The organism is Burkholderia sp. BE12 (genome assembly GCF_002959955.1).
GTDB lineage: Bacteria > Pseudomonadota > Gammaproteobacteria > Burkholderiales > Burkholderiaceae > Burkholderia.
The window spans coordinates 195,048-213,884 of sequence record NZ_PREY01000012.1 but is presented as its reverse complement, the minus strand read 5'-3'; the positions used below and the strand labels follow the sequence as shown (position 1 = coordinate 213,884).

Below are 18,837 nucleotides of genomic sequence, written 5' to 3'. Positions count from 1 at the left end.
ACCGAGCGGCCTCATAGTTCGCTCGGCTATCTGACGCCTGCGCAGTTCGCTCGGGCGCACGATGCAAAACAGCAGTTTTTAACCTCGGACTCTAACTGCAGTTCGGACTAAAACCGGGGGCAGGTCAACCGGTGTATTGATCCTATCTTCTGCGAAGATCGATATATATCGTGTGGCAGCGGAATGTGCCTTGCGCTCGATGTGTCTTCCCCGCGTTGTTGGCAAGGGCGGAAAGGATGTCACCGCTCCCGGTTCCTCGTGACATGAATTCGCGCGACCGAACTGCGCTAGAGAGGCGCGATATTGCTATCACGCGCCGTTTTCGATCCAACTCGCCGTACTTGCCTTGAAAGAGTCTAGCAACACGCCCACGCTTGAGTCGCGGCAAGAAGCGACCCGAGCGAAGGGCGAATCCGGCGGACATTCGTATCAGCTGGACGAAGGGAGCGCCGTCTCGAGTTGCCCTCCTTGCTCCGCTACAAACCTCCATGCGCCCGCTTGCTCCGTAACGACGTTCTTCGGGGTTGAGGCTGCACATGCCACGGCTCCGGTAGCGCGCCGTTCGACGTCGATTGGAAGATCCGACAGCAAGCCTTGGCTGACGCGTCACCGCGGAGCGTAAGAGGCATGCTCAGCGCTTGTGGCCTATCAACTGTTGAAGCCAACGCTCGTTGCCTGGATGCGTGGGGCGGGTGCACGTAGGCTGGCAAGCGGTCCAACCGAAGAATCGTCGCGATGGCCTGCCGACGTCCCGCAGGATGAATCCGGTGCTTCCGCATGCCTCGATGTGCTTGGAGTCGTTACTTGGCGGCGACGTGCAGCCAGGCCAGGCTCTCCATAACCTTGCTGCCGCCGCTTCGAGTCTTCTGCGGCTCGGCGCCGCTTCGTTCCGTCGTGCAAGCTGCCCAATGTCGGTATCTGGTCGGCTTATCGCAGCGAATCCTTGGCGTACCCCCGGATCCCAACTGCTTATCGTGCCTACCGGGGAAGCCGTTGAACGCAGCAGTGATCAAATTCGTTGATGGAGCTCCGCCCACCGCAATTGCCAGGGAGGGCGAAAGCCTTGCCCGCACGCGGCGCCCGGATCGAGCTGCGGTACCGCCTGCAGCGCCTCTTGTAGGGCCGAAGCACCACCGAACCTCCTGCGAGCAACCGCCAGCCAGCTCGCCAAACCGGCCCGGCACGAAAGTTGCGGAAAATTTGTGCCTACCCGCTTGGCATTGTGCGAAAGAGGTCGTATGATGGCGGTCTTTCGTTTTCAGCGCAGATGCAGATCGGCGTTGAAGGCGGAGTCTGACGAAGATGTGGCGCCGATCGGCAACATCTCGCGCTTGCCTTAGCCGGGCGAGGGCGGGGATCGGCGGGAAGCGGAAGTCGGGAAGAGAATGAAAATAATCTTCCGGATGTGCTTGACAGGAGTGCGATGCACCCCCATAATCGTCAGTTCTCTACGGAGGGGTGCCCGAGTGGCTAAAGGGGGCAGACTGTAAATCTGTTGGCTTACGCCTACGTTGGTTCGAATCCAACCTCCTCCACCAAGATATCAGCGCAGTGAGCGGCAAGGAATCGTTAGTGGCCCGTGCGGGTGTAGCTCAATGGTAGAGCAGAAGCCTTCCAAGCTTACGACGAGGGTTCGATTCCCTTCACCCGCTCCAGACCGCTAAGTTGAAGCGTAGCGCCCATGTGGCTCAGTGGTAGAGCACTCCCTTGGTAAGGGAGAGGTCGGCAGTTCGATCCTGCCCATGGGCACCAGCAGTTAAAAGTCAGTGTCTTGTTTGCGCGCGGCGCAACCTGTGAAATTCCTTTTGGGAGTCGAAAATGGCCAAGGGTAAATTTGAGCGGACCAAGCCGCACGTGAACGTTGGTACGATTGGTCACGTTGACCACGGCAAGACGACGCTGACGGCAGCGATCACGACGGTTCTGACGAAGAAGTTCGGCGGCGAAGCGAAGGCATACGACCAGATCGACGCGGCACCGGAAGAAAAGGCGCGCGGCATCACGATCAATACGGCACACGTCGAGTACGAAACGGCTAACCGCCACTACGCTCACGTCGACTGCCCGGGCCACGCTGACTATGTGAAGAACATGATCACGGGCGCAGCGCAGATGGACGGCGCGATCCTGGTTTGCTCGGCAGCAGACGGCCCGATGCCGCAAACGCGCGAGCACATCCTGCTGGCCCGTCAGGTTGGCGTTCCGTACATCATCGTGTTCCTGAACAAGTGCGACATGGTGGACGACGCGGAACTGCTCGAGCTGGTCGAGATGGAAGTTCGCGAGCTCCTGTCGAAGTACGACTTCCCGGGCGACGACACGCCGATCGTGAAGGGTTCGGCGAAGCTGGCGCTGGAAGGCGACACGGGCGAGCTGGGCGAAGTGGCGATCATGAGCCTGGCCGACGCGCTGGACACGTACATCCCGACGCCGGAGCGTGCAGTTGACGGCGCGTTCCTGATGCCGGTGGAAGACGTGTTCTCGATCTCGGGTCGTGGTACGGTGGTGACGGGTCGTGTGGAGCGCGGCATCGTGAAGGTCGGCGAGGAAATCGAAATCGTCGGTATCAAGCCGACGGTGAAGACGACCTGCACGGGCGTTGAAATGTTCCGCAAGCTGCTGGACCAGGGTCAGGCAGGCGACAACGTCGGTATCCTGCTGCGCGGCACGAAGCGTGAAGACGTGGAGCGCGGCCAGGTTCTGGCGAAGCCGGGTTCGATCACGCCGCACACGCACTTCACGGCTGAAGTGTACGTGCTGAGCAAGGACGAAGGCGGCCGTCACACGCCGTTCTTCAACAACTACCGTCCGCAGTTCTACTTCCGTACGACGGACGTGACGGGCTCGATCGAGCTGCCGAAGGACAAGGAAATGGTGATGCCGGGCGACAACGTGTCGATCACGGTGAAGCTGATCGCTCCGATCGCGATGGAAGAAGGTCTGCGCTTCGCGATTCGCGAAGGCGGCCGTACCGTCGGCGCCGGCGTCGTCGCCAAGATCATCGAGTAAGCCAGTTATTCGTTGATCGACAGTTTTGGGGCTGGCAGCGGCCGGCCCCAACATGGTTTAGGGGTATAGCTCAACTGGCAGAGCGTCGGTCTCCAAAACCGAAGGTTGGGGGTTCGATTCCCTCTGCCCCTGCCAAAAAAACGCCACGTATCCTACGTGGCATTTGTTTTAAGGTGTTATGGCGAATCCATCCGTCGAAACTGTAAATACCTCCGGCGATAAGCTGATGCTGGCCCTGGGCGTATTGTTGGTCTTGGCCGGATTCGTGGGCTTCTTCTGGCTGGCCAATCAGCAGTGGTATGTCCGCGGTGCCGCGTTGGCGGTAGGTATCATCGCCGGCGTGGCCGTCGGGCTGATGTCCGCCCCTGGCAAGAGTCTCATCGCGTTTGCCAAGGATTCGTACAAGGAAGTCCGGAAGGTCGTATGGCCCACCCGCAAGGAGGCAACGCAAACCACACTCGTCGTGTTCGGTTTCGTGCTCGTGATGGCGATTTTCCTCTGGTTGAGTGACAAATCGATCGAATGGGTGATTTTCTCGGCGATTCTGGGTTGGAAATGATATGAGCGATACTCCGGCATCCCCGAGCGGAAAACGTTGGTACGTCGTGCACGCCTACTCCGGTATGGAGAAGAGCGTGCAACGTGCGCTTCAGGAGCGCATCGAACGTGCTGGCATGCAGGATAAATTCGGTCAGATCCTGGTCCCGACCGAAGAAGTGGTCGAAGTCAAAGGCGGCCACAAGGCTGTGACCGAGCGTCGTTTCTTCCCCGGCTACGTGCTGGTGGAAATGGAAATGACGGACGAAACGTGGCACCTCGTGAAGAACACCGCGAAGGTCACCGGCTTCGTCGGCGGTGCACGTAACCGCCCGACCCCGATTTCCCCGAAGGAAGTCGAGAAGATCATGTCGCAGATGCAGGAAGGCGTCGAAAAACCGCGCCCGAAGACCCTGTTCGAAGTCGGCGAGATGGTGCGTGTCAAGGAAGGCCCGTTCACGGACTTCAACGGCACCGTCGAAGAAGTCAACTACGAGAAATCGCGCGTGCGTGTGTCGGTCACCATCTTTGGCCGCTCCACCCCGGTCGAGCTCGAGTTCGGTCAGGTCGAAAAAGTTTGATCCCGATTCGGTGGGCAGCCTCGGCTGCCCACCTTCGCGCTTACGGCCCGCGTCATGGCCGTTGAGGAGCGTCAGTAGCCAGCGGCGAAAGCGCGTTATCACTCACCGAACGCCTTCTCCGGCGTTCCAATGAGGTTTGAAATGGCAAAGAAGATTATCGGCTTTATCAAGCTGCAGATCCCTGCAGGTAAAGCCAACCCGTCGCCGCCGGTTGGTCCGGCACTGGGCCAGCGCGGCCTGAACATCATGGAGTTCTGCAAGGCGTTCAACGCGCAGACTCAAGGCATGGAGCCGGGTCTGCCGGTGCCGGTGGTCATCACGGCATTCGCTGACAAGAGCTTCACGTTCGTGATGAAGACGCCGCCGGCGACCGTCCTGATCAAGAAGGCGGCGAAGGTGGACAAGGGCTCGAGCAAGCCGCACACCGACAAGGTCGGTTCGATCACGCGCGCTCAAGCCGAAGAAATCGCGAAGACCAAGATGCCGGACCTTACGGCAGCTGATCTGGACGCAGCCGTTCGCACCATCGCTGGTAGCGCACGCTCGATGGGTATCACTGTGGAGGGCGTGTAAATGGCTAAGATCTCCAAGCGCCGTCAGGCATTTGCCGCCAAGGTCGACCGTCAGAAGCTGTACGCGATCGAAGACGCACTGAGCCTCGTGAAGGAATGCGCGAGCGCGAAGTTCGACGAGTCGATCGACGTCGCAGTCCAGCTCGGCATCGATGCGAAGAAGTCGGACCAGGTCGTTCGTGGTTCGGTCGTTCTGCCGGCAGGTACGGGCAAGTCGGTTCGCGTTGCCGTGTTCGCGCAAGGCGAAAAGGCCGAGCAGGCTCGTGCAGCAGGCGCGGAAATCGTCGGTATGGAAGACCTGGCCGAGCAGATCAAGGCTGGCCAGATGGACTTCGACATCGTGATCGCTTCGCCGGACACGATGCGTATCGTCGGTACGCTCGGCCAGATCCTCGGCCCGCGCGGCCTGATGCCGAACCCGAAGGTCGGTACGGTCACGCCGGACGTCGCAACCGCCGTCAAGAACGCGAAGGCTGGTCAGGTGCAATTCCGTGTCGACAAGGCCGGTATCATCCACGCGACCATCGGCCGTGCATCGTTCGAGCCGACCGCGCTGCGTTCGAACCTGTCGGCGCTGATCGAAGCGCTGCAGAAGGCAAAGCCGGCAACGAGCAAGGGCGTGTACCTGCGCAAGATCGCACTGTCGAGCACGATGGGCGTCGGCGTGCGTGTCGACCAGGCTACGCTGGCAGCACAGTAAGCAAGTATTCGGGCCGCTTCGTTCGCGAAGCGGCCTACATGGGCTTTGGGCGGTTGTTCGTGCAACAGGGCGGACAACCGGTTATCAAAGACCGTTGGTGGGGCGCAGCAGTCAGGTGATCCCTTAATTCAAGCCAACGCAGATGGCGAACCCGAAAAAGTTTTGCAGTGGTGAAGCCGCAGGCCGCGAAGCGATTCGCGGCGTGAGGTGGAAATACTCCTAACGAGGTCGGACGCCGTTGTTGAACGAGGTACGTGAGGTTTCGTGCCCAACGTATCGTTTCTGGAGGCTAACCGTGCCGCTTAATAGAGAAGACAAGCAAGCCGTCGTCGCTGAGGTTTCCGCGCAAGTCGCGAAGGCCCAGACCGTTGTGCTGGCTGAGTATCGTGGAATTGCGGTTGGCGATCTGACCAAGCTGCGCGCGAAAGCGCGTGAGCAACAGGTTTACCTGCGCGTGTTGAAGAACACGCTGGCGCGTCGCGCTGTCGAAGGTACGCCTTTTGCTCCGCTGGCAGAGCAGATGACTGGTCCGCTGATCTACGGCATCTCGGAAGATGCAATTGCTGCTGCTAAGGTCGTCAACGACTTCAGCAAGAGCAATGAAAAGTTGGTCATCAAGGCTGGTTCGTTCGATGGCAAGGTGATGGACAAGGCTGGCGTGCAAGCGCTGGCAAGCATCCCGAGCCGCGAAGAACTGCTCTCGAAGCTGCTGTTCGTTATGCAATCGCCTGTTTCGGGCTTCGCGCGTGCTCTCGCCGCGCTGGCCGAGAAGAAGCAAGCGGAAGCTGCGTAAGCGAACGTGCATCAGCGCTACTGATCGCTGGCTGTATCCGAATTCAATTTAGGAGTATTTCAAATGGCAATCGCAAAAGAAGACATCCTGGCAGCAGTCGAAGGGATGACCGTTCTGGAACTGAACGAACTGGTCAAGGCGTTCGAAGAGAAGTTTGGCGTGTCGGCAGCTGCAGTGGCAGTCGCTGGCCCGGCAGGCGGCGGCGCAGCTGCTGCAGCAGAAGAGAAGACCGAATTCACGGTCGTCCTGGCTGAAGCCGGCGCCAACAAGGTTTCGGTCATCAAGGCCGTTCGCGAACTGACGGGCCTGGGCCTGAAGGAAGCGAAGGACCTGGTTGACGGTGCACCGAAGGCTGTCAAGGAAGGCGTCGACAAGGCTGCTGCTGAAGAAGCCAAGAAGAAGCTGGAAGAAGCTGGCGCGAAGGTCGAAGTCAAGTAAGTTTCGGCGCGCTGTGCGAAGGCTGGCGGTATTTTCACCGCCGGCCTTTTTGTGCTTTGTGGGGACGTTATTCTGGCACTCATTCGGGAGCCCGAATAATCGGCCCCAGAAGCCAAAGAAAACCGCCTGATCGTTGTGATGAATCACTTACGATTGGCGGTTCTCTTTGTCTTCTGAAGCGACTGCAGAAGGCAAGTTTGGTCGGGTAGCGGGCAACATAGGCATCCGCTGCCGTCAGCCAGCGGTTGGTAGCGGCCAACCACCAAGCTTCTCGGCTCGTTCAAGCCGTCGAACGGCCATCGGGTCTCAGTCGGTGAACACTCGGGTTTGAAACGTCCAGGTATTCCGCCTCGATAGCACCCGCCGTGATTCGGAGATCGTATGCAATATTCCTTCACCGAGAAGAAGCGCATTCGCAAGAGTTTCGCGAAGCGCCCCATCGTTCACCAAGTTCCGTTCTTGCTGGCTACTCAGCTTGAATCATTCAGCACGTTTCTGCAAGCCGATGTGCCGGCGACACAACGCAAGCCTGAAGGTTTGCAGGCCGCGTTCACATCGGTATTTCCCATTGTTTCGCACAACGGTTTCGCGCGCCTCGAGTTCGTGAGCTATGCGCTGTCCTCGCCGGCATTCAACATCAAGGAATGCCAGCAGCGTGGCCTGACGTACTGCTCCGCGCTGCGCGCGAAGGTCCGCCTCGTCATCCTCGACAAGGAATCGCCGAACAAGCCGGTCGTCAAGGAAGTGAAGGAGCAGGAAGTGTACATGGGCGAAATTCCGCTCATGACGCCGACGGGCTCGTTCGTCATCAACGGCACCGAGCGTGTCATCGTCTCGCAGCTGCACCGTTCGCCGGGCGTGTTCTTCGAACACGACAAGGGCAAGACGCACAGCTCGGGCAAGCTGCTGTTCTCGGCACGGATCATTCCGTACCGTGGCTCGTGGCTCGACTTCGAATTCGATCCGAAGGACATCCTGTACTTCCGCGTCGACCGTCGCCGCAAGATGCCGGTCACGATCCTGCTGAAGGCCATCGGTCTGACGCCGGAACAGATCCTCGCGAACTTCTTCGTGTTCGACAACTTCACGCTGATGGACGAAGGCGCGCAACTCGAGTTCGTGCCCGAGCGCCTGCGCGGTGAAGTCGCGCGTTTCGACATCACGGATCGCGACGGCAAGGTCATCGTCCAGAAGGACAAGCGGATCAACGCGAAGCACATTCGCGACCTCGAAGCCGCGAAGACCAAGTTCATCTCGGTGCCGGAAGACTATCTGCTCGGCCGCGTGCTGGCGAAGAACGTCGTCGACGGCGACACCGGCGAAGTGATCGCGAGCGCGAACGACGAAGTCACGGAAAGCGTGCTCGAGAAGCTGCGCGAAGCCGGTATCAAGGACATCCAGACGCTCTACACGAACGATCTGGATCAAGGTCCGTACATCTCGTCGACGCTGCGTGTCGACGAAACGACCGACAGGACGGCCGCGCGCATTGCGATCTACCGCATGATGCGCCCGGGCGAGCCGCCGACCGAGGAAGCGGTCGAGGCCCTGTTCAACCGCCTGTTCTACAGCGAAGAAGCGTACGACCTGTCGAAGGTCGGCCGCATGAAGTTCAACCGCCGCGTCGGCCGTGACGAGATCGTCGGCCCGATGACGCTGCAGGACGACGACATCCTCGCGACGATCAAGATCCTCGTCGAGCTGCGCAACGGCAAGGGCGAAGTGGACGACATCGACCACCTCGGCAACCGTCGCGTGCGTTGCGTCGGCGAACTGGCGGAAAACCAGTTCCGCGCGGGTCTCGTGCGTGTCGAGCGCGCGGTCAAGGAACGCCTCGGCCAGGCCGAAAGCGAAAACCTGATGCCGCACGACCTGATCAACTCGAAGCCGATTTCGTCGGCGATTCGCGAGTTCTTCGGTTCGTCGCAGCTGTCGCAGTTTATGGACCAGACCAACCCGCTGTCGGAAATCACGCACAAGCGACGTGTTTCCGCACTGGGCCCGGGCGGTCTGACGCGCGAGCGCGCAGGCTTCGAAGTCCGCGACGTGCACCCGACCCACTACGGCCGCGTGTGCCCGATCGAAACGCCGGAAGGTCCGAACATCGGCCTGATCAACTCGCTCGCACTGTACGCGCACCTGAACGAGTACGGCTTCCTCGAGACGCCGTACCGCAAGGTCGTGGACAGCAAGGTGACCGACCAGATCGACTACCTGTCGGCGATCGAGGAAGGCCGCTACATGATCGCTCAGGCGAACGCCGCGATCGACGAGAACGGCCAGCTGATCGACGAACTCGTGTCGTCGCGCGAAGCCGGCGAAACGATGATGGTCACGCCGGATCGTATCCAGTACATGGACGTCGCGCCGTCGCAGATCGTGTCGGTGGCGGCATCGCTGATTCCGTTCCTCGAGCACGATGACGCGAACCGTGCACTGATGGGTTCGAACATGCAGCGTCAGGCCGTGCCGTGTCTGCGTCCGGAAAAGCCGGTCGTCGGGACGGGCATCGAGCGCACCTGCGCGGTCGACTCGGGTACGACGGTCCAGGCGTTCCGCGGCGGCGTCGTCGACTATGTCGACGCAGGCCGTATCGTGATTCGCGTGAACGACGACGAAGCGGTCGCGGGTGAAGTCGGTGTCGACATCTACAACCTGATCAAGTACACGCGTTCGAACCAGAACACGAACATCAACCAGCGTCCGATCGTGAAGATGGGCGACAAGGTCTCGCGCGGCGACGTGCTGGCCGACGGCGCCTCGACGGACCTGGGCGAGCTCGCGCTCGGCCAGAACATGCTGATCGCGTTCATGCCGTGGAACGGCTACAACTTCGAGGATTCGATCCTGATCTCGGAGAAGGTGGTCGCGGACGATCGCTACACGTCGATCCACATCGAAGAGCTGAACGTCGTTGCACGCGACACGAAGCTCGGGCCGGAAGAAATCACGCGCGACATCTCGAACCTGGCGGAAGTCCAGCTCGGCCGTCTCGACGAATCGGGCATCGTGTACATCGGTGCCGAAGTCGAAGCAGGCGACGTGCTGGTCGGCAAGGTCACGCCGAAGGGCGAGACCCAGCTGACGCCGGAAGAGAAGCTGCTGCGCGCGATCTTCGGCGAGAAGGCTTCGGACGTGAAGGACACGTCGCTGCGCGTGCCGTCGGGCATGAGCGGTACCGTGATCGACGTCCAGGTGTTCACGCGTGAAGGCATCCAGCGCGACAAGCGTGCGCAACAGATCATCGACGACGAACTGAAGCGTTACCGTCTCGACCTGAACGACCAGCTGCGCATCGTGGAAGGCGACGCGTTCCAGCGTCTGGCGCGCATGCTCGTGGGCAAGGTCGCGAACGGCGGTCCGAAGAAGCTAGCGAAGGGCACGAAGATCGACCAGGCTTACCTGGAAGACCTCGATCACTACCACTGGTTCGACATCCGCCTCGCGGACGACGAAGCAGCGGCGCAGCTCGAAGCGATCAAGAACTCGATCGAGGAAAAGCGTCACCAGTTCGATCTCGCGTTCGAAGAGAAGCGCAAGAAGCTCACGCAAGGCGACGAACTGCCGCCGGGCGTGCTGAAGATGGTCAAGGTGTACCTCGCGGTGAAGCGCCGTCTGCAGCCTGGCGACAAGATGGCGGGCCGTCACGGTAACAAGGGTGTCGTGTCGAAGATCGTCCCGATCGAAGACATGCCGTACATGGCCGACGGCCGTCCGGCTGACGTCGTGCTGAACCCGCTCGGCGTGCCGTCGCGGATGAACGTGGGTCAGGTTCTGGAAGTGCACCTCGGCTGGGCCGCGAAGGGCCTCGGCTGGCGTATCGGCGAAATGCTGCAACGCCAGGCGAAGATCGAGGAACTGCGCGTGTTCCTGACGAAGATCTACAACGAGTCGGGCCGCCAGGAAGATCTGGAAAGCTTCACCGACGACGAGATCCTCGAACTCGCGAAGAACCTGCGCGAAGGCGTGCCGTTCGCAACGCCGGTGTTCGACGGTGCGACCGAGGAAGAAATGGGCAAGATGCTCAACCTCGCGTTCCCGGACGACATCGCCGAACAGCTCGGCATGAACCCGTCGAAGAACCAGGTCCGCCTGTACGACGGCCGCACGGGTGAAATGTTCGAACGTCGCGTGACGCTCGGCTACATGCACTACCTGAAGCTGCACCACTTGGTCGACGACAAGATGCACGCGCGTTCGACCGGCCCGTACTCGCTCGTCACGCAGCAGCCGCTGGGTGGTAAGGCGCAGTTCGGTGGCCAGCGTTTCGGTGAAATGGAAGTGTGGGCACTCGAAGCGTACGGCGCGTCCTACGTGCTGCAGGAAATGCTGACGGTGAAGTCGGACGACGTGACCGGCCGGACGAAGGTGTACGAAAACCTCGTCAAGGGCGACCACGTCATCGATGCAGGCATGCCGGAATCCTTCAACGTGCTCGTGAAGGAAATCCGCTCGCTCGGTATCGATATCGATCTCGACCGCAATTAATCGGACTACGGAGAGAAAGCAATGAAAGCTCTGCTCGATCTATTCAAGCAAGTCCAACAGGAAGAAGTTTTCGACGCGATCAAGATCGGTCTGGCCTCGCCCGACAAGATCCGTTCGTGGTCGTTCGGCGAAGTGAAGAAGCCGGAGACCATCAACTACCGTACGTTCAAGCCGGAACGCGATGGTCTCTTCTGCGCGAAGATCTTCGGGCCGATCAAGGACTACGAGTGCCTGTGCGGCAAGTACAAGCGTCTGAAGCACCGCGGCGTGATCTGCGAGAAGTGCGGCGTCGAAGTGACGCTGGCGAAGGTGCGTCGCGAACGCATGGGCCACATCGAACTGGCCTCGCCGGTCGCGCACATCTGGTTCCTGAAGTCGCTGCCGTCGCGTCTGGGCATGGTGCTCGACATGACGCTGCGCGACATCGAACGCGTGCTGTACTTCGAAGCCTATGTGGTGATCGAACCGGGCATGACGCCGCTGAAGGCGCGGCAGATCATGACCGAAGAGGATTACTACAACAAGGTCGAGGAATACGGCGACGAATTCCGTGCCGAAATGGGCGCGGAAGGCGTGCGTGAACTGCTGCGCGCGATCAACATCGACGAGCAGGTCGAGACGCTGCGCACCGAGCTGAAGAACACCGGCTCGGAAGCGAAGATCAAGAAGTACGCGAAGCGCCTGAAGGTCCTCGAGGCATTCCAGCGCTCGGGCATCAAGCCCGAGTGGATGATCCTCGAAGTGCTGCCGGTGCTGCCGCCGGAACTGCGTCCGCTCGTGCCGCTGGACGGCGGCCGTTTCGCGACGTCGGACCTGAACGACCTGTATCGCCGCGTGATCAACCGTAACAACCGGTTGAAGCGTCTGCTCGAGCTGAAGGCGCCTGAGATCATCGTCCGCAACGAAAAGCGGATGCTGCAGGAAGCCGTCGACTCGCTGCTCGACAACGGTCGTCGCGGCAAGGCGATGACGGGCGCGAACAAGCGTCCGCTGAAGTCGCTCGCCGACATGATCAAGGGCAAGGGCGGCCGTTTCCGTCAGAACCTGCTGGGCAAGCGCGTCGACTACTCGGGCCGTTCGGTCATCGTGGTCGGCCCGACGCTGAAGCTGCACCAGTGCGGTCTGCCGAAGCTGATGGCGCTCGAGCTGTTCAAGCCGTTCATCTTCAACAAGCTGGAAGTGATGGGCGTCGCCACGACCATCAAGGCTGCGAAGAAGGAAGTCGAGAACCAGACGCCGGTGGTGTGGGACATCCTCGAAGAGGTGATCCGCGAGCACCCGGTGATGCTGAACCGTGCGCCGACGCTGCACCGTCTCGGTATCCAGGCGTTCGAGCCGGTGCTGATCGAAGGCAAGGCAATCCAGCTGCACCCGCTCGTCTGCGCGGCGTTCAACGCCGACTTCGACGGTGACCAGATGGCCGTTCACGTGCCGCTGTCGCTCGAAGCGCAGATGGAAGCGCGCACGCTGATGCTTGCGTCGAACAACGTGCTGTTCCCGGCCAACGGCGATCCGTCGATCGTGCCGTCGCAGGATATCGTGCTGGGTCTGTACTACGCGACCCGCGAAGCGATCAACGGCAAGGGCGAAGGCCTGTCGTTCACGGGCGTGTCGGAAGTCATCCGCGCGTACGAGAACAAGGAAGTCGAGCTGGCCTCGCGCGTCAACGTCCGGATCACCGAAATGGTCCGCAACGAAGACACGTCGGAAGGCGCGCCGCAGTTCGTGCCGAAGATCTCGCTGTACGCGACGACCGTCGGTCGCGCGATCCTGTCGGAGATCCTGCCGCACGGCCTGCCGTTCTCGGTGCTGAACAAGCCGCTGAAGAAGAAGGAAATCTCGCGCCTGATCAACACGGCGTTCCGCAAGTGCGGTCTGCGCGCGACGGTGGTGTTCGCCGATCAGCTGATGCAGTCGGGTTTCCGTCTCGCGACGCGCGCCGGCATCTCGATCTGCGTGGACGACATGCTCGTGCCGCCGCAGAAGGAAACGATCGTCGGCGACGCCGCGAAGAAGGTGAAGGAGTACGACCGCCAGTACATGTCGGGTCTCGTCACCGCGCAGGAACGCTACAACAACGTGGTCGACATCTGGTCGGCAACGTCGGAAGCGGTCGGCAAGGCGATGATGGAGCAGCTGTCGACGGAGCCGGTGACGGACCGCGACGGCAACGAGACGCGCCAGGAGTCGTTCAACTCGATCTACATGATGGCCGACTCGGGCGCCCGGGGTTCGGCGGTTCAGATTCGTCAGCTGGCCGGTATGCGTGGCCTGATGGCGAAGCCGGACGGCTCGATTATCGAGACGCCGATTACCGCGAACTTCCGCGAAGGTCTGAACGTGTTGCAGTACTTCATCTCGACCCACGGTGCACGTAAGGGTCTGGCTGATACGGCACTGAAGACCGCGAACTCGGGTTACCTGACGCGTCGTCTCGTCGACGTCACGCAGGATCTGGTCGTGGTGGAAGACGATTGCGGCACGTCGAACGGCGTGGCGATGAAGGCACTCGTCGAAGGCGGTGAAGTCGTCGAAGCGCTGCGCGACCGTATCCTCGGCCGCGTCGCGGTGGCGGACGTCGTGAACCCGGAAACGCAGGAAACGCTGTACGAATCGGGCACGCTGCTCGACGAAACGGCGGTCGAGGAAATCGAACGCCTCGGCATCGACGAAGTGCGCGTGCGCACGCCGCTGACCTGCGAAACGCGTTACGGCCTGTGCGCGGCCTGCTATGGCCGCGACCTCGGCCGCGGCTCGCTGGTGAACGTCGGCGAAGCAGTCGGCGTGATCGCGGCGCAGTCGATCGGCGAACCGGGCACGCAGCTGACGATGCGTACGTTCCACATCGGTGGTGCGGCATCGCGTGCGGCAGTGGCTTCGTCGGTCGAAGCGAAGAGCAACGGTATCGTCCGCTTCACGGCGACGATGCGCTACGTCACGAACGCGAAGGGCGAGCAGATCGTCATTTCCCGTTCGGGCGAAGCGATGATCACCGACGACTTCGGTCGCGAGCGCGAGCGTCACAAAGTGCCGTACGGCGCGACGCTGCTGCAGCTCGACGGCGCCACCATCAAGGCCGGCACGCAGCTCGCCACGTGGGATCCGCTGACGCGTCCGATCATCACCGAGTACGGTGGTACGGTGAAGTTCGAGAACGTCGAGGAAGGCGTGACCGTCGCGAAGCAGATCGACGACGTGACCGGCCTGTCGACGCTGGTCGTGATCGACGTGAAGCGCCGCGGTTCGCAGGCTTCGAAGAGCGTGCGTCCGCAGGTGAAGCTGCTCGACGCGAACGGCGAGGAAGTGAAGATCCCGGGCACGGAGCACGCGGTGCAGATCGGCTTCCAGGTCGGCGCACTGATCACCGTGAAGGATGGCCAGCAGGTGCAGGTCGGTGAAGTGCTCGCACGTATCCCGACCGAAGCGCAGAAGACGCGTGACATTACCGGCGGTCTGCCGCGGGTGGCGGAACTGTTCGAAGCGCGTTCGCCGAAGGATGCCGGCATTCTCGCGGAAGTCACCGGTACGACGTCGTTCGGTAAGGATACGAAGGGCAAGCAGCGTCTCGTCATCACGGATCTCGAGGGCAACCAGCACGAGTTCCTGATCGCGAAGGAAAAGCAGGTTCTGGTTCACGATGCCCAGGTCGTCAACAAGGGCGAAATGATCGTGGACGGTCCGGCCGATCCGCACGACATCCTGCGTCTGCAGGGTATCGAGGCGCTGTCGCGCTACATCGTCGACGAAGTGCAGGACGTGTACCGTCTGCAGGGCGTGAAGATCAACGACAAGCACATCGAGGTGATCGTTCGCCAGATGCTGCGTCGTGTGCAGATCACCGACAACGGCGATACGCGCTTCATCCCGGGCGAACAGGTCGAGCGTTCCGACATGCTGGACGAGAACGATCGCATGATCGCCGAGGGCAAGCGTCCGGCTTCGTACGACAACGTGCTGCTCGGTATCACGAAGGCTTCGCTGTCGACCGACTCGTTCATCTCCGCGGCATCGTTCCAGGAAACGACCCGCGTGCTGACCGAAGCGGCGATCATGGGCAAGCGCGACGATCTGCGCGGCCTGAAGGAAAACGTGATCGTCGGCCGTCTGATTCCGGCCGGTACGGGTCTCGCGTTCCACAAGGCACGCAAGGCGAAGGAATCGTCGGATCGCGAGCGTTTCGACCAGATCGCAGCGGAAGAGGCATTCGACTTCGGCACGCCGAGCGCGCCGGCGGAAGAGCCGCAACACCCGGCAGCCGAGTAAGCGAGGGGCGGCGCAAGCCGCCTTACCTTGCTATCATCGCTGTCACCGAAACCGCCCGGTTCTGCCGGGCGGTTTTTTTTCATCCTTCGTTCACGTGCATGACGTGCCTGCGCACCGCCGGCGCATGCCTCGCGATCGCGTCCGGTACGGGCGCTGCAGGCCCGTGATGCACGCGAACGAACCCTGACCGAACGGCCAACATCGCGCGATTCGCCACGCGTCGCGCGAGCGGGTTGTTAAAATCGCGGTCATCGCTTAGCCGTCCCTGTTCTCATTCATGTCCCGCGCCCTCGAAATACTCGACGAAGTCTTTGGTTATTCCGCCTTTCGCGGCCAGCAGGGCGAGATCGTCGAGCACGTCGCCGGCGGCGGCGATTGTCTCGTGCTGATGCCGACCGGCGGCGGCAAGTCGCTGTGCTACCAGATCCCCGCGCTGCTGCGCCGCGAGGCCGGGCAGGGCGCCGGCATCGTCGTGTCGCCGCTGATCGCGCTGATGCAGGACCAGGTCGCCGCGTTGAGCGAAGTCGGCGTGCGCGCGGCCTACCTGAATTCGACGCTGTCGGGCGCCGAGGCCGCGGCCACCGAGCGCGCGCTGCGCGAGGGCGAAATCGACCTGCTGTACGTCGCGCCGGAGCGGTTGATGACGGGACGCTTCCTCGAGCTGATCGAGCGCGCGAAGATCGGCCTGTTCGCGATCGACGAAGCGCACTGCGTGTCGCAATGGGGGCACGATTTCCGCCCGGAATACATCCAGTTGTCGGTGCTGCACGAGCGCTTCCCGTCGGTGCCGCGCATCGCGCTGACCGCCACGGCCGATGCGATCACGCGCGACGAGATCATCCATCGTCTCGCGCTCGACGACGCACGCGTGTTCGTGTCGAGCTTCGACCGGCCGAACATCCGCTACCGGATCGTCGAAAAGGACAATGCGCGCTCGCAGCTGCTCGATTTCATTCGCGCCGAGCACACGAATGCCGACGGCACGACGGACGCGGGTGTCGTCTATTGCCTGTCGCGCCGCAAGGTCGAGGAAACGGCCGAATGGCTGAAGGCGCAGGGCGTGCGCGCGCTGCCGTATCACGCGGGAATGGAGTTCGAGGTGCGGCAGAAGCACCAGGAAATGTTCCAGCGCGAGGAAGGCATCGTGATGTGCGCGACGATCGCGTTCGGCATGGGCATCGACAAGCCCGACGTGCGTTTTGTCGCGCACCTCGATTTGCCGAAGAGCGTCGAAGGCTACTACCAGGAAACCGGTCGCGCGGGCCGCGACGGGATGCCCGCGAACGCGTGGATGGCGTATGGCCTCGGCGACGTCGTCCAGCAGCGCAAGATGATCGACGAGTCCGATGCGGACGACGCGCACAAGCGCGTGCAGACGTCGAAGCTCGATGCGCTGCTCGGCTTGTGCGAGACGATCTCGTGCCGCCGCGTGCGGCTGCTGAACTACTTCGGCGAGGCGAGCCAGCCGTGCGGCAACTGCGACACGTGCCTCGAGCCGCCCGATTCGTGGGACGCGACGCGCGAGGCGCAGATGGCGCTGTCGTGCGTGTTCCGCGCGCAGCGCGCGAGCGGCTTCAATTTCGGTTCCAGCCACCTGATCGAGATCCTGCGCGGCGGGCGCACCGAGAAGGTGTTGCAGCGCGGCCACGACCAGCTCAGCACGTTCGGAATCGGCGCGGCGCTGTCCGAGCCCGAATGGCGCGCGATTTTCCGGCAGCTGGTCGCGTACGGCTACCTGGCCGTCGACCATGGCGGCTTCGGGGCGCTGATGCTGACCGAGGCCGCGAAGCCCGTGCTGAAGAACGAGGAAAGGGTCACGCTGCGCCGCTACGTGAAGCCGCAACGCACCCGCCAGTCGTCGAGCCGCAGCGGCACGCGCGTCGATCCGACAGCCGGCATGGGCGCCCGCGAGCGTGCCCGGTGGGATGCGCTGCGCGCATGGCGCGCGGAAACCGCGAAGACCGACGGCGTGCCGGCCTACGTGATTTTCCACGACGCGACGCTCGCCGAAATCGCGCGCAACGCGCCCGAGACGATCGACGACCTCCGCCACATCCCCGGCATGGGCGTGCGCAAGCTCGAGCGCTTCGGCGACGAGATCATCGACGTCGTCGAATCGGCCTGACACAGGTGTTCCGCCCCCTTCTGTAAACCGCGCGGTGGGCCGGCAAATCACGCAAGCCGTTGACTTAGTTGGTATTTCCGGAATATTATGTTGGGTTCCGGTATTCGGTGGGCCGAATCGCGTTCGAAGGTTCGCGTCCGTCTCGTCGGTTCGGAAGTCAACTGTGCGTCGATTCTCGCTTTGCCCGAAATCGATGTGCAGATTTTGTTCAATTTCAGGAATAAACAATGCCAACCATCAACCAACTGGTTCGCAAAGGCCGTCAGTCGGAAACGACGAAGAGCAAGAGCCCGGCCCTGCAGGACTGCCCCCAGCGTCGCGGCGTGTGCACCCGTGTGTACACGACGACGCCGAAGAAGCCTAACTCGGCACTCCGTAAGGTGGCCAAGGTTCGTCTGACGAACGGCTTCGAAGTGATTTCGTACATCGGTGGTGAAGGCCACAACCTGCAGGAGCACTCGGTTGTGCTGATCCGCGGCGGCCGTGTGAAGGACTTGCCGGGTGTGCGTTATCACATGGTTCGCGGCTCGCTGGATACCCAGGGCGTCAAGGACCGTAAGCAAGCGCGCTCGAAGTACGGCGCGAAGCGTGCAAAGGCTGCCAAGTAAGCAGTTTTTGATCAGGGATCGCCGCAGGGCGGTCAAGGCGGGAGTGCCGGATTGCCGGTGCTGTCGAGTAAGTGGTCACCCGGCCGAGCTGGTTAGTCGTGAAGATGTGATCGGGTTAGTTGGTGGCCGCGGAGCTGGTTACAGCTCCAACTGAACAAGTAAAGGAAGAATCATGCCGCGTCGTCGCGAAGTCCCCAAGCGGGAAGTGTTGCCGGATCCGAAGTTCGGTAACGTTGATGTTGCCAAGTTCATGAACATGCTGATGCTGTCCGGCAAGAAGTCGGTCGCAGAGCGCATCGTTTATGGCGCATTCGAACAGATCCAGACCAAGGGTGGCAAGGACCCGCTGGAAGTGTTCACGGTTGCGCTCAACAACGTGAAGCCGGTGGTCGAAGTGAAGAGCCGTCGCGTTGGTGGTGCCAACTATCAAGTTCCGGTCGAAGTGCGCCCGTCGCGTCGTATGGCATTGGCGATGCGCTGGCTGCGTGAGGCTGCGAAGAAGCGTAGCGAGAAGTCGATGGCCCTGCGCCTGGCAGGTGAACTCTCCGAAGCGGCCGAAGGCCGTGGCGGCGCGATGAAGAAGCGCGACGAAGTTCACCGCATGGCAGAAGCCAACCGCGCGTTCTCGCATTTCCGTTTCTAAGCGCCTGGCTGGGCTGTTTGCGGAAATAAATTCCGGGCGGGTGCGCTTTTCAGGCGCCTCGCCCGTTTGTGTTGAGGCGT

The 18,837-nt window shown here is 61.6% G+C and carries 12 protein-coding genes and 4 tRNA genes; all 16 read left to right on the top strand.

The genetic code is table 11. The features are described 5' to 3' along the window. The first annotated feature begins 1,452 nt into the window (after window positions 1–1,452). The 16 genes from C4B30_RS16300 (at window position 1,453) to rpsG (ending at window position 18,757) form a co-directional block, all read left to right on the top strand. Window positions 1,453–1,538 (top strand) — tRNA-Tyr (locus C4B30_RS16300). Between the two features lie 43 nt (window positions 1,539–1,581). Further along, window positions 1,582–1,655: transfer RNA gene (locus C4B30_RS16295), tRNA-Gly, on the top strand. A 22-nt stretch (window positions 1,656–1,677) separates the two neighbouring features. Beyond that, a tRNA-Thr gene (locus tag C4B30_RS16290) sits at window positions 1,678–1,752 on the top strand. 66 nt (window positions 1,753–1,818) lie between these two features. Continuing rightward, a complete protein-coding gene (gene tuf, locus C4B30_RS16285; RefSeq protein WP_011350666.1) occupies window positions 1,819–3,009 on the top strand; it encodes an elongation factor Tu in 1,191 nt (396 codons plus the stop codon). A 59-nt stretch (window positions 3,010–3,068) separates the two neighbouring features. Then, window positions 3,069–3,144 (top strand) — tRNA-Trp (locus C4B30_RS16280). Window positions 3,145–3,187: 43 nt separating this feature from the next. Next, the gene (gene secE, locus C4B30_RS16275) at window positions 3,188–3,568 is read left to right on the top strand and encodes a preprotein translocase subunit SecE (protein WP_006482892.1); all 381 of its coding nucleotides are present in this window, start codon (window positions 3,188–3,190) and stop codon (window positions 3,566–3,568) included. A gap of 1 nt (window position 3,569) precedes the next feature. Further along, window positions 3,570–4,127: a transcription termination/antitermination protein NusG gene (gene nusG / locus C4B30_RS16270; RefSeq protein WP_006400672.1), complete on the top strand. Its 558-nt coding sequence runs from the start codon at window positions 3,570–3,572 to the stop codon at window positions 4,125–4,127. Between the two features lie 141 nt (window positions 4,128–4,268). Then, window positions 4,269–4,700: a 50S ribosomal protein L11 gene (rplK, locus tag C4B30_RS16265; protein WP_006477201.1), complete on the top strand. Its 432-nt coding sequence runs from the start codon at window positions 4,269–4,271 to the stop codon at window positions 4,698–4,700. Further along, complete coding sequence (gene rplA / locus C4B30_RS16260; protein WP_006482906.1) at window positions 4,701–5,399, top strand: 50S ribosomal protein L1; 699 nt, start codon at window positions 4,701–4,703, stop codon at window positions 5,397–5,399. It abuts the gene before it with no gap. Between the two features lie 295 nt (window positions 5,400–5,694). Next, on the top strand, window positions 5,695–6,192 hold the full coding sequence (rplJ, locus tag C4B30_RS16255; protein ID WP_011546647.1) for a 50S ribosomal protein L10: 498 nt from the start codon (window positions 5,695–5,697) through the stop codon (window positions 6,190–6,192). Window positions 6,193–6,255: 63 nt separating this feature from the next. Next, window positions 6,256–6,630 (top strand): 50S ribosomal protein L7/L12, encoded by a 375-nt coding sequence (rplL, locus tag C4B30_RS16250; protein ID WP_027783299.1) that lies wholly within the window; start codon window positions 6,256–6,258, stop codon window positions 6,628–6,630. A 381-nt stretch (window positions 6,631–7,011) separates the two neighbouring features. Then, window positions 7,012–11,118, top strand: coding sequence for a DNA-directed RNA polymerase subunit beta (gene rpoB / locus C4B30_RS16245; protein ID WP_027783300.1), 4,107 nt, complete (start codon window positions 7,012–7,014; stop codon window positions 11,116–11,118). 21 nt (window positions 11,119–11,139) lie between these two features. Then, entirely contained in the window at window positions 11,140–15,381 is a 4,242-nt protein-coding gene (rpoC, locus tag C4B30_RS16240) for a DNA-directed RNA polymerase subunit beta' (protein ID WP_027783301.1), read from the top strand. 277 nt (window positions 15,382–15,658) lie between these two features. Next, window positions 15,659–17,506: a DNA helicase RecQ gene (gene recQ, locus C4B30_RS16235; RefSeq protein WP_105132690.1), complete on the top strand. Its 1,848-nt coding sequence runs from the start codon at window positions 15,659–15,661 to the stop codon at window positions 17,504–17,506. A gap of 227 nt (window positions 17,507–17,733) precedes the next feature. Continuing rightward, on the top strand, window positions 17,734–18,114 hold the full coding sequence (gene rpsL / locus C4B30_RS16225) for a 30S ribosomal protein S12 (RefSeq protein ID WP_006400662.1): 381 nt from the start codon (window positions 17,734–17,736) through the stop codon (window positions 18,112–18,114). A gap of 172 nt (window positions 18,115–18,286) precedes the next feature. Next, the gene (gene rpsG, locus C4B30_RS16220) at window positions 18,287–18,757 is read left to right on the top strand and encodes a 30S ribosomal protein S7 (RefSeq protein WP_006477195.1); all 471 of its coding nucleotides are present in this window, start codon (window positions 18,287–18,289) and stop codon (window positions 18,755–18,757) included. Window positions 18,758–18,837 lie beyond the last annotated feature (80 nt).

Excerpts from the sequence above, each read along its gene's own strand:
- rpsG (WP_006477195.1), top strand. The coding sequence starts at position 18,287 with ATGCCGCGTCGTCGCGAAGTCCCCAAGCGGGAAGTGTTGCCGGATCCG.
- rplA (WP_006482906.1), top strand. The coding sequence starts at position 4,701 with ATGGCTAAGATCTCCAAGCGCCGTCAGGCATTTGCCGCCAAGGTCGAC.
- rpoB (WP_027783300.1), top strand. The coding sequence starts at position 7,012 with ATGCAATATTCCTTCACCGAGAAGAAGCGCATTCGCAAGAGTTTCGCG.
- recQ (WP_105132690.1), top strand. The coding sequence starts at position 15,659 with ATGTCCCGCGCCCTCGAAATACTCGACGAAGTCTTTGGTTATTCCGCC.
- rpoC (WP_027783301.1), top strand. The coding sequence starts at position 11,140 with ATGAAAGCTCTGCTCGATCTATTCAAGCAAGTCCAACAGGAAGAAGTT.
- secE (WP_006482892.1), top strand. The coding sequence starts at position 3,188 with ATGGCGAATCCATCCGTCGAAACTGTAAATACCTCCGGCGATAAGCTG.
- tuf (WP_011350666.1), top strand. The coding sequence starts at position 1,819 with ATGGCCAAGGGTAAATTTGAGCGGACCAAGCCGCACGTGAACGTTGGT.
- nusG (WP_006400672.1), top strand. The coding sequence starts at position 3,570 with ATGAGCGATACTCCGGCATCCCCGAGCGGAAAACGTTGGTACGTCGTG.
- rplK (WP_006477201.1), top strand. The coding sequence starts at position 4,269 with ATGGCAAAGAAGATTATCGGCTTTATCAAGCTGCAGATCCCTGCAGGT.
- rplL (WP_027783299.1), top strand. The coding sequence starts at position 6,256 with ATGGCAATCGCAAAAGAAGACATCCTGGCAGCAGTCGAAGGGATGACC.
- rpsL (WP_006400662.1), top strand. The coding sequence starts at position 17,734 with ATGCCAACCATCAACCAACTGGTTCGCAAAGGCCGTCAGTCGGAAACG.